Source organism: Candidatus Stygibacter australis (genome assembly GCA_030765845.1).
Taxonomy (GTDB): domain Bacteria; phylum Cloacimonadota; class Cloacimonadia; order Cloacimonadales; family TCS61; genus Stygibacter; species Stygibacter australis.
The window spans coordinates 1-11,291 of the sequence record JAVCDJ010000119.1 but is presented as its reverse complement, the minus strand read 5'-3'; the positions used below and the strand labels follow the sequence as shown (position 1 = coordinate 11,291).

Genomic DNA, 11,291 nt, shown 5'->3' with positions numbered 1-11,291 from the left:
AAACCTTGCAATGAAATCAATTACTGCATTGAGCAGTCTCGTTCCATTCTTTAAAGAATGTTATTAAGATATTCCAGACAATGTTCCGGTATCTTGTTTGCCATCATAATGAAGTCATCTGCATACCTGATTATTCGGACTCCATACTTATAAAAATAACCATCTTTTCTCGTTACTGCTTTATCAACCAGATTGAGATAGAGATTAGCCAGAAGTGGAGATATTATTCCACCCTGCGGAGTTCTCTTTTGGTTCTTATGAAGCTTGTTATCATCGAAGTATGGGGCTTTCAACCATTGCTTTATCAGTTTTAAAATGCGTCTATCCGTGATTCTTTGTTCCACCAAAAACATTAGTTTGTCATGGGGAATATTATCAAAGAATCCTGACAGATCAGCATCATAAACTTCACTTTTCCCTTCTTTCAAATTAGACCTGATAGCCTGAATTGCACCCTGAGCTGAGCGTTTAGGACGAAATCCGAATGAGCAGTCCTGATGTAGACTCACTAAAATCAACCTCAAGTCAATCTACCGGGTACGGTATCTTAACTCGATATTGATTTAAATTCACCGTTCACCGAGAGGAATTTAAAATTGAATCAACCATAGGCTGACAAGAATGTAAAATTAAATGTAATGATTTATCCGTGAGTAGTAAATCGTGAGACGTGAGACGAGGGAAAAATTGAGGGGGCGAAGATGTGAAAGGGTGAAGGGGAGAATAATTGAATCCACCCAGGCGGACAAGAATGTAAAATTTATTTAACCACGAAAGGCGCGAAATGACGCGAAAAAATGTAATGATTTATCCGTGAGTAGTGAGACGAGAAATGTAAGATTTATTTAACCGCGAAAGGCGCGAATGACGCGAAAAAATGTAATGATTTATCCGTGAGTAGTACTCCTTCGCATAAAGCTTCGGAGTATCTTCGATGAGAAGTGAGTCGTGAGTCGATTTTTTTTAGTCTTTAAGTCAAGCAGTCGAGAAGTCCTGTAGTCTATCCGTCCAGAAGTCCAGAAGTCCAGAAGTCCAGAAGTCTTTAAGTTCTGCCGTCTATCAGTCCTGAAGTAGACTCACTAAAATCAACCTCAAGTCAATCTACCGGGTACGGTATCTTAACTCGATATTGATTTAAATTCACCGTTCACTAATCACCAAGAGGAATTGAAAATTGAAAATGTAAAATGTAAAATTAAATGTAATCAGAACTGGAAGCTCTGGGTATGCAGTCTTTTCACTGTTCACTGATCACAGAGAGGAATTGAAAATTGAAAATGTAAAATGTAAAATTAAATGTAATCAGAACTGGAAGCTCTGGGTATGCAGTCTTTTCACTGATCGCTGTTTACCAATCACCAATCCAGTAGTCTTTAAGTCCTGCAGTCTATCAGTCGAGTAGTCTATCAGTCGTTTAGTCTCACGATTTTCCGTTCACCAATCACTGTTCACAAGTCTACCATTGCGGAGGTTAAAACCATTCGCAAAGTAGAAAAATCGACTTACGACTTTCCGTTCACTAATCACCAATCACTAGTCACAATTTTAAAATATAAATACATTGACCTTGAGAGAGAGAATATTTTTTTTGTATAGCAATTCTGAAGACGGAATTAATAACAACGGGAAGAGGAAGTGAAAGGCATTATAAGTATATCAACAGAATTTTTGGGTAAGAAGACAAAGTCTCCTTTGGTGCTGCCTGCCGGGATTATGGGTATGACCTGGTCAGGGATGAAATTCGTTATTGAAAATGGCTGCGGGATAATTACAAGCAAGAGTTTGACATTAGAATTACGCACAGGACATCCGGGACCAGTAGTAGCAGAATTTGAAGGCGGAATGCTTAATTGCATGGGTCTGTGCAATCCGGGAATAATAGACGGACTGCAGGAGATAAACGAATTTAAGGCAATAATGCCCGAAGTGCCTGTGATAGCCAGTGTGTTTGCTACTAAAACAGAAGATTTTGAAGAGCTTACGCGGCATGTAAATGATTCACAAGCAGACTTTATTGAGCTTAATCTGAGCTGCCCTAATGTAATGGATGAATTTGGAATGCCCCTGGCGGGTTCTATAGATATGGTGAAAGAGATAACTTCCAGAGTGAAAGCTATTAGTAAACTTCCTGTGATAACAAAACTATCTCCTAATGTGACCGGACTTACAAATATTGCCCTGGCAGCAGAAGAAGCCGGAGCTGATGCATTATGCATGATCAATACTTTAGGTCCTGGCATGCTGGTTGATATTGATATGGTGAAACCGGTGCTTAGTAATAGAACAGGTGGTTTATCAGGAGCCTGCGTGAAACCTATAGCCCTGCGGGCAGTATATGAAGCATATTCGAGAGTGAAGATACCCATCATTGGTACTGGTGGCGTGGAAAGCGGTAGTGATGCCGTGGAAATGCTGATGAGCGGAGCAGCTCTGGTGGGAGTTGGGAGTGCCGTATATCAGGGAGGTATTGGCGTATTCAAGGAGATCAATCAGGGGATAAGAGATTATATGAAGAAATATAAATATGAAAATATAAATGAAATACCAAGATTGGAGAAGCTGAATGAGCAGGCGTAATACATTACCCATAGCAGAGATCAGAGAAGAAAGTGCCACTTTACGGACATTTTACTTTAAGCACAGTCTGGAAGCTCAGCCGGGTCAATTTATCATGCTGACTGATTTTGAGCATGGAGAGAAACCCTTCTCGATCTCAGAATGTGAATCTGATTATTTTGGTGTGACTATCAAGAAGCTGGGGAAATTTACCAGTCAGCTCTTTGAGATGAAGGTAGGAGATTTATTATCTTTTAGAGGAGCTTATGGCTCTTCTTTTTCTTTACAAGGTAAAAACTGCCTTTTAGTAGGAGGTGGATATGCCACTCCGCCATTATATTTTCTCAGTAAGGAATTAATGCGTCGGGGAGCGAGTATCACTTTAGTTAATGGAGCCCGGACAAAAGAAGACCTGGTATTTTGCAGTCGTTTTGAAGAATTACAGTTATTATATAAGAAGATCACTGATGCGGGTTGCTTTGGAAGAGCAGGTACCAGTGTGGATATAGCGAGAGAACTTTTAGCGGAAAATAATTATGATATGGTTTATGTATCAGGACCTGAGAAGATGATGAAGGCAATGCGTGACCTGCTGGAGAAATATCCTGATCTGGATTATGATTTTCTGTTTGAAAGATATATGAAGTGTGCCATTGGCATTTGTGGAAATTGTACTATCGATCCCCTGGGATTAAGGCTATGTGTAGAAGGACCTGTACTGGCGAAAGATCAGGTTGTGCAATTGACCGAATTTGGAGAATATCACCGCAATGCTGCGGGAACAAAGGAATATTTTTAACAAGATGAAAAAGACAAAGATTTTATTACAAAATGTGCAGATTGGAGAAACCAGTCAGGATATCATCATTACAGACGGTAAGATAGTCAGTATTGGGAAGAAAGCAAAAGAAGCAAACGAAGTGATTGACTGTGCCAATTTTTGGGTATGCCCCGGATTTATTGATCCTCATGTGCATATGAGGGATCTAGAGCTGGCTGCTAAAGAAGACTGGAAATCAGGAAGTAATGCTGCCATCAGAGGTGGGTTTTCCGGTGTATTTGATATGCCGAATACTATACCCGCTACCACAAACCAGAAAAACCTCGACCTTAAGCGCAAGGCGGCAGAGAAATCCAAAGTTAATAAATGGTACTACCTGGGTGCTACTAATACTAATTATAAGCAATTGAGAAAGATACTGGAAGAAGAACCTCAGGATGTGATAGGGATCAAGATCTTTTTATCTGCATCCAGCAGTAATGATATATTGAGCAATGTGTCAGAATTGCGCAAAGTATTTGAACTGGGTGGGGAATTTAATAAAGTGATAACAATACATGATGAGCTGGAGAAATTCATAGTTCCCAAATATAAATTCGCTCAGAAGATAGAGAACCATAATCTCTTCCGTAACCGGAAAGCAGCTATAACCGGTCTGGATATCTGTCTTGATCTATCGACCTCGATAGGTAATACCATCAATATTGCTCATGTGACCACTAAAGAAGAAGTAGAGATGATCCGCATAGCCAGGGCTGATGGAGTGCAGGTATATTGTGAAGTATCTCCGCATCATCTGCTATTAAATGAGACGATATGTCCTCAGGTGGGAAATATCGCTAAAGTGAATCCTCCCTTGCGTACTGCAGAAGATAATGTGGCTTTGTGGGAAGGAATAAATAATTTTACCATAGATATGATAGGAAGTGATCATGCACCGCACTCATCGAGAGATAAGCGCAAAGCATATTCCACTGCACCATCAGGATTTCCGGGACTTGATACATCACTAAGACTGCTGCTGACCTGCGTTCATCAGGGAAGATTATCTAAAGAAAGGTTAATTGATCTAATGAACAGCAAGATAGTTCATATCTTTGGATTGGAGGACTATGGGAAAATAAAAGAAGGTAATACGGCAAATCTGACAATTATTGATCCTGAGCAGGAAGGCATTATACGGGGAAGACGTAACCGAAGTAAGGCAAGATATACTCCCTTTGAAGAATTTAGATATAAGGGAGCTCCTGTATATACAATAGTTAACGGAAAAATTAATGAAGTAATCAAGTAGGAGAAAGAATGAGAAAAGAAGAGTTCATAGAAAAATTATTTGAAATTGGAGCAGTGAAATTTGGCTCATTTACCCTAAAAAGCGGGAAAGTATCACCGTTTTATTTTGATCTTCGAGATATGATCTCATATCCGGAGCTTTTAGACGGGATCGTGGAATTATTAGTGGAAAGGATACAGGGGATGGAATTTGATGTACTTACAGGTATCCCTTATACAGCATTACCAATCGCCTCGCTGGTGGCAGACCGGATTAAGAAACCCTTGATCTATATGAGAAAAGAAGAAAAAGCCTATGGTACCGGTAATAACGTGATCGGTAAATATCAGCCAGGGGCAGTGTGCCTGGTGATAGATGATCTGATCACAACGGGAGAGAGCAAGATAGAAACTGCTGAGAAACTGGAAGCAGAAGGCGTGATAGTAAAAGACTTCGTGGTAGTGATAGACCGCAGTAATAATGGCAGTGAAATATTAGGCAGGTCAGGATATCAGCTGCATAGCTTGATAGACCTGGATGAGATACTGGCAATACTTAAGAAAGGCAATTATATTGATGAAGAGATGATCAGCAAAGTGAAAGATTTCACCAGTGGACTGGCAGAAGATAAAATAGAAGTAAAAAAAGAAAACGTAAACTCACTCACAATTAAATTACAAGAGACAATGAAGCGAAAGAAGAGTAATCTGATCTTATCACTTGATGTAACCAATCAGAAGGATTTCTTTAATATATTAGATAAAACTGCTTCAGAGATCGTGATGCTGAAAACTCATGCGGATATAATGGAAGATTATGATCAGGGCTTTATCCCCAAACTTCAGGAATATTCAAAGAAATATGATTTTCATATTTTTGAAGACCGTAAGTTTGCTGATATCGGTAACACAGTGCGGATGCAGTATCGGTCAGGGATATATAAAATAGCGGACTGGTCAGAATTTGTGACGGTACATCTGGTAGCCGGAGCAGCAATACTGGATGGTCTTTTTGGAGGAATAGAGGGCAGGAGCAGTTTTCTGCTGGCAAGAATGTCCTCAAAGGATAATTTGATCAATGATGCCTATACCCGAAAAGTACTGGAAGCAGGGCGAAAGAATCCTGAAGTGGTTTCGGGCTTTATCGGACATGGCAAAGATAAAACTGATATCCAAAGGTTCAAAGCGAAGTTCCCGGCCGGAATGATGCTTCTGATGCCTGGCGTGAAGCTGGAAAGTGGAACGGATAAACTGGGTCAGCAATATATTACAGTGGAAGAAGCTATCGCAGGTGGCGCAGATTGCATAATCGTGGGAAGAGGGATAATAAAATCAGATAATCCAGGAGCAACAGCAAAGATATATCGGGAAAGAGCCTGGAAAGCATATTTAAAACGAGAAAAATAAAGGGGAGAATTAATGAACAATCTGATTTCGATGCGGGATTTGAGTAAAGCAGAAATACTGCAAATATTGGAAGTTGCAGAAAAGATTGAGAGCGGGAAGCTCAAGGTGAATATTCCCGATAAAGTGGCAGCCTTACTTTTTTTCGAACCCTCTACGCGTACTTTATTTTCCTTTGATACCGCAGTAAAAAGGCTGGGTGGTAAAACCCTGATCATGACCGGAACAGGAAATACTTCTGTGAAAAAGGGCGAGACCTTTGCAGATACATTACAGACTATTAGCCAATATTCAGATATTATTATCCAGAGATCACCCATAGAAGGAGCAGCGAGATATGCTTCCGAAGTGGTAAGTATTCCGGTAATAAATGCCGGAGACGGGGCAAATCAGCATCCAACCCAGGCATTGCTTGATCTATATTCCATCAAAAAGACCCAGGGAACACTGGAAAACCTTAAAATTGGGATTGTGGGAGATTTGAAATTTGGCAGGACGGTGCATAGTCTCTGCCAGGCAATGGGAGATTTTAATCCTCAGTTCTATTTTGCCTCACCTTCACATTTAAAAATGCCGGACTCCATACTTGATGACCTTGATGAGAAGAAGATAGACTGGCATGAAGAGCGCAATATGGAAGCCTTTATAAATGAACTTGATATCCTTTATGTTACCAGGATCCAGAAAGAGAGATTTGCTGATATAGAAGATTATAATAAAGTGAAAGGATCTTATGTACTGAAAAGTGAGATGCTTTCCGGAGTGAAATCTAATTTCAAGATATTGCATCCTCTGCCAAGAGTGGATGAGATCGATACTGATGTGGATGAAACGCAATATGCTTACTATTTCCAGCAAGCAAGGAACGGTGTATATACGCGTCAGGCAATTATATCAATATTACTGGGTGAGGTGTGAAATGAAGAAAATGAAGGTTAGACAGATAGAAAATGGTGCAGTGATAGATCACATTGCTGCCGGTAAAGCACTTTATATTGCCCAGCTTCTGCATCTGGTGGAGTCATCACTCTTTGTGATAGGCTCAAATCTGCAAAGCTCAAAATTCGGTAAGAAGGATATAATAAAAATCGAGAATTATATCTTGAGCGATGCAGAGAAGCATAGTATTGCCTTGATATCTCCTAGAGCTTCTTTTGTCCAAATCCAGAATTATGATGTAATAAGTAAAGAAACTTCAGATATACCGGATGTGATAGAATATCTGATAGTGTGCCCTAATCTCACCTGCATTACAAATACGGAAAACATGAGCAGCAGATTTGATATTAATAAAGATAATATGACAGTGCGCTGCGCATATTGTGAAAAGAAATATACTGTTGATGAAGTAAAATTTAAACGCCTGATATAGCCAGGAGATAAAATGGCAAAGAAAATAATATATGAGCCTTCCAGAACCCTTTTAGAATTCAGGCTGCTGCCTGGACTCACAACGGAGCAATCTACTATTGAAAAGATAAGTTTGCGGACTCCACTGGTATATTCCACTCGCAATGAGGGAAAATACAAGCTCAATATACCGATAGTTTCAGCAGCAATGCAGAGCGTGTCCGGAGACAGGATGGGAATTGAACTTGCCAAGCTGGGTGGAGTGGCATTTATATTCTGCTCACAGCCAATTGATGAACAGGCAGACATGATCAGGAAGATCAAGAATTATAAAGCAGGATTTGTTAATCCCAAAACTGTTTCACCTGATATGACGATTGCCGAGATGTATGAGATCCGTGAGAAAACGGGATATTCTACTTTTCCGGTAGTTGATGAAACTAATGTATTTGTAGGTTTACTCTCAAAATATGATTATGACCTGGGCCTGCATGGCAGTGTGCTGGTAAGGGAGCGAATGATCCCTGTTGATCATTGTGAAGTAGGCTATAATATTAGTGATCTAAAAGAAGCAAATAATTTGTTGCTGGAAAGTCATAAATCTGTACTGCCGATATTAGATGATCATAAAAGACTTCAATCTTTGGTATTTCGTAAAGATATCAATGATCACCTTAATAATCCGGATGAAGTATGCGATGATCGTAAACGTCTTCTGGCAGTAGCAGCAGTGAATACTCATGATTATCAGGAGCGGATAAAGGCACTTGCTGAAGCTGAAGTGGATGTGATCTCAGTAGATTCTTCGGATGGTTTTTCGGTTTACCTTCAGGAGACAGTAGAATGGTCTTTGAAAGAATATCCTCATATCCCGCTGATAGGTGGAAATATCATCACTGCAGAAGCTTTCCGGTTCATAGTTGATATTGGCTGCTCAGCGGTAAAGATAGGAATGGGCGGAGGCTCTATCTGCATTACTCAGGAACAAAAAGGTACCGGTAGAGGACTGGCATCCTCGATAATTGATGTTGCTGCGGAACGTGACAGATATTATAAAGAAACCGGGAAATATATTCCCCTGATCGCTGATGGTGGAGTTACCAGCACGAAGGATATAACTATTGCCCTGGCACTTGGAGCTGATTACGTGATGATGGGCAGATACTTTGCCAGAATGGAAGAATCACCGACTAATAAGATTGTGATCAATAATAGAGTGATGAAACCATACTGGGGAGAGGGAAGTGCCAAAGCACGTGAATGGGTGGAAAAGCGTTATCATCAGATGAAATTCGTGGAAGGGGTGGAAGGCTTTGTGGAATATAGTGGCAGACTGCGTGATAATCTGGATGAGACATTGATCAAGATCAAAGCATCTATGAGTACCTGCGGCTCAGCAACTATTACAGAATTTCATCAGAAAGCGGAATTGGAACTTATATCAGCTTTATCTATCAGAGAAGGAAAAGCTCATGATGTATATATCCCGGGTGAGAATAAGCATTCGGAAACCACCCAAAACTTTTAGCAGGTAAATATGAAAAAAATAGAGAGCGGAACTAATATAGATCTGGGGAATAAATGTTCTCAGATAGCTTTTGGCTGGGCAAAGAAGACATTTAGTAATAGAAGCGGTAAGGCTGGAGATCTTAAGCAGGGAATTGAAGGGGCTTTTTCCAACGTGATTGATTATAATGGCGTACGAATTGGTATCACTTCTGATGGAATTGGCACTAAGGTGGAACTTGCTGAAAGAACCGGAATATATAATACTCTCGGATATGATCTGGTGGCAATGGTGGTAGATGATCTGGCAGCAAACGGCTTTGAAGCAGCGAATCTTTCTAATATTCTGGATGTGGATCTTCTGGATGCTGAGATCGTGGATCAATTGATGATGGGCTTAGCAGAAGCAGCAGATTTCTCCGGTATTTCAGTACCTGGAGGAGAAATTGCTGAACTAGGCAATCGCATCGGGGGCTGGGGAGACAGAATGCACTTCAACTGGTGCTCTACTGCAACGGGAATATTACCTGATGAACTGAAAGAGGCTATTGCCGGGCAAACTATTACTCCAGGAGATAAAGTTATCAGTCTGGCAAGCAGAGGCTTTCGCAGTAATGGATTCTCCCTTTTACGAAAAGTACTCCAGGCGAAGTTCGGAGAGAACTGGCATGAAGAGAAATTTGATAAAGAGACAAGCTGGGGCGAGAAATTACTCACCCCCTGCCAGATATATTCACCATTAATCACGAAACTGATAAAAGACGGAAAAGAGATCAAGGGTATTGCTCATATCACCGGTGGTGGAATTGCTGATAATCTTAACCGGGTATTGAAATTAACCAAGAGTGGCGCCCGGCTTGATAGTATATTTGCTCCGCACGGGTTTATGCAAAAAGTGCAGTCAATGGGTCAGATAAGTGAAGAACAGGCATACCTGATCTGGAATATGGGAAATGGGATGATGCTGGTGGTAAGTAACGATAATGCTGATGAGATATGCAATATTATCGCTCAATCCGGATATGATTGTAAAATAGCTGGAGAAATTACTGAAAAGCAGGAAATAGTGATCCATTCCCAAGGTAATGAACCCCAAATATTAGTTTATGACACAAATAGCGGACAGGTAAAATAAATATGATCAATCAAATCCAATTAGTACTGAAACCTGGTATCAGAGATAATAAAGCAGAACGGGTTATCAGGGAAGCTAAGAATTATCTGGGGATCGAGACCGGAAAAGTGAAAGCAACCAGAATATTCAATATCAACTATGATCTGAGCAAACAGCAGGTAAAGGATTTTGCTGAAAAGGGTTTAAGAGATGATATTATTCATGATTACTATATCAATAAGCTTTTTATAGATAAGATTTTCAGAAGCTATGTGCTCGTAGCGAAACTTCCCGGTGTTACCGATGATGAAGGTATTTCTGCTCAAAAAACTCTTGCAGACCTCTTTGATCTTGATATCGACGTTAAGAGACAGCATATATTTTCACAGGATCTATATCTATTTGAACATAAATTAGCTGATGATGCTTTGCATGAACTGGCAGAGACACTACTGGGTAATAAACTGATTAATCATTTTGAGTATGGAGAAACTAAAGAAAATATTCTCTATATTCCTGAAGTAAAGATTAAAGAAAACACTGATGGAGAAACAATTGATTTGCTCGTGAGTGATGAAGAACTAAAAAATATTTCTCGGGAAAGATTACTATCATTGAATCTGGATGAGATGAAAGCGATAAAAGAGCATTTTCAATCCGAAGATGTACTTGCCAGTAGAGCACAGAAAGGGATCAGTAAGGAAATAACTGACTGTGAACTGGAAGTGATCGCTCAAACCTGGTCAGAGCACTGTAAGCATAAAGAATTTGGTGCTTTGATAAATTACCGGAATGAGGAAACAGGTGAAGTCCTGGAAATCGATTCTCTATTTAAAACTTATATAAAAGGTTCAACTGATAAAGTGATCCAGAGATTTGAAGCCGCAGGAAACAACTGGCTTAAGCTGGTTTTTACAGATAATGCAGGAGTGGTTCAAATAGATGATGAGCGCGTGTTCGTTTGGAAAGTGGAAACCCACAATTCTCCTTCTGCAATCGATCCTTATGGAGGAGCTATAACAGGTATCTTAGGTAATAATCGTGATCCTCTGGGCACCGGGATCGGTGGAGCACAGCTATTATTCAATACTAATGTACTGTGTTTTGGGACTCCTGATTATGATAAACCGCTGTTGCCAGGGCAATTGCATCCACGCAGAATATTTGAAGGTGTGAGGAAAGGAATTGAAGACGGAGGAAATAAATCCGGTATTCCTACAATAAACGGAGCGATCATTTTTGATGATAGATATAGCGGAAAACCTCTGGTATATTGTGGGACAGGTGGAGTGATGCCCATGAAATATG

At 40.2% G+C, this 11,291-nt stretch carries 10 protein-coding genes; 9 read left to right on the top strand and 1 reads right to left on the bottom strand.

Translation table 11 applies throughout. The annotated features are described in order from the left end of the window. Window positions 1–50 precede the first annotated feature (50 nt). Complete coding sequence (locus RAO94_06170) at window positions 51–509, bottom strand: reverse transcriptase domain-containing protein (protein ID MDP8321918.1); 459 nt, start codon at window positions 507–509, stop codon at window positions 51–53. A gap of 1,126 nt (window positions 510–1,635) precedes the next feature. On the opposite strand from RAO94_06170, the gene RAO94_06165 reads away from it, so the two are divergent. From RAO94_06165 to RAO94_06125, 9 genes are all read left to right on the top strand, one after another. Next, the gene (locus RAO94_06165; GenBank protein MDP8321917.1) at window positions 1,636–2,577 is read left to right on the top strand and encodes a dihydroorotate dehydrogenase; all 942 of its coding nucleotides are present in this window, start codon (window positions 1,636–1,638) and stop codon (window positions 2,575–2,577) included. Beyond that, complete coding sequence (locus RAO94_06160; GenBank protein ID MDP8321916.1) at window positions 2,564–3,355, top strand: dihydroorotate dehydrogenase electron transfer subunit; 792 nt, start codon at window positions 2,564–2,566, stop codon at window positions 3,353–3,355. The genes RAO94_06165 and RAO94_06160 overlap by 14 nt, the downstream gene beginning before the upstream one ends. Window positions 3,356–3,359: 4 nt before the next feature. After that, window positions 3,360–4,631, top strand: coding sequence for a dihydroorotase family protein (locus RAO94_06155; GenBank protein MDP8321915.1), 1,272 nt, complete (start codon window positions 3,360–3,362; stop codon window positions 4,629–4,631). An 8-nt stretch (window positions 4,632–4,639) separates the two neighbouring features. Next, on the top strand, window positions 4,640–6,016 hold the full coding sequence (pyrF, locus tag RAO94_06150; GenBank protein MDP8321914.1) for an orotidine-5'-phosphate decarboxylase: 1,377 nt from the start codon (window positions 4,640–4,642) through the stop codon (window positions 6,014–6,016). 12 nt (window positions 6,017–6,028) lie between these two features. Then, window positions 6,029–6,931 carry an aspartate carbamoyltransferase gene (gene pyrB / locus RAO94_06145; protein MDP8321913.1) on the top strand — a complete coding sequence of 301 codons (903 nt, stop codon included), beginning with the start codon at window positions 6,029–6,031 and terminating at the stop codon, window positions 6,929–6,931. 1 nt (window position 6,932) lies between these two features. Continuing rightward, window positions 6,933–7,385 carry an aspartate carbamoyltransferase regulatory subunit gene (gene pyrI / locus RAO94_06140; protein MDP8321912.1) on the top strand — a complete coding sequence of 151 codons (453 nt, stop codon included), beginning with the start codon at window positions 6,933–6,935 and terminating at the stop codon, window positions 7,383–7,385. Between the two features lie 12 nt (window positions 7,386–7,397). Then, a complete protein-coding gene (locus tag RAO94_06135) occupies window positions 7,398–8,891 on the top strand; it encodes an IMP dehydrogenase (protein ID MDP8321911.1) in 1,494 nt (497 codons plus the stop codon). 9 nt (window positions 8,892–8,900) lie between these two features. Beyond that, complete coding sequence (locus tag RAO94_06130) at window positions 8,901–10,004, top strand: AIR synthase-related protein (protein ID MDP8321910.1); 1,104 nt, start codon at window positions 8,901–8,903, stop codon at window positions 10,002–10,004. Between the two features lie 2 nt (window positions 10,005–10,006). Then, a partial coding sequence (locus RAO94_06125) for an AIR synthase related protein (GenBank protein MDP8321909.1) occupies window positions 10,007–11,291 on the top strand: 1,285 nt, incomplete at its 3' end.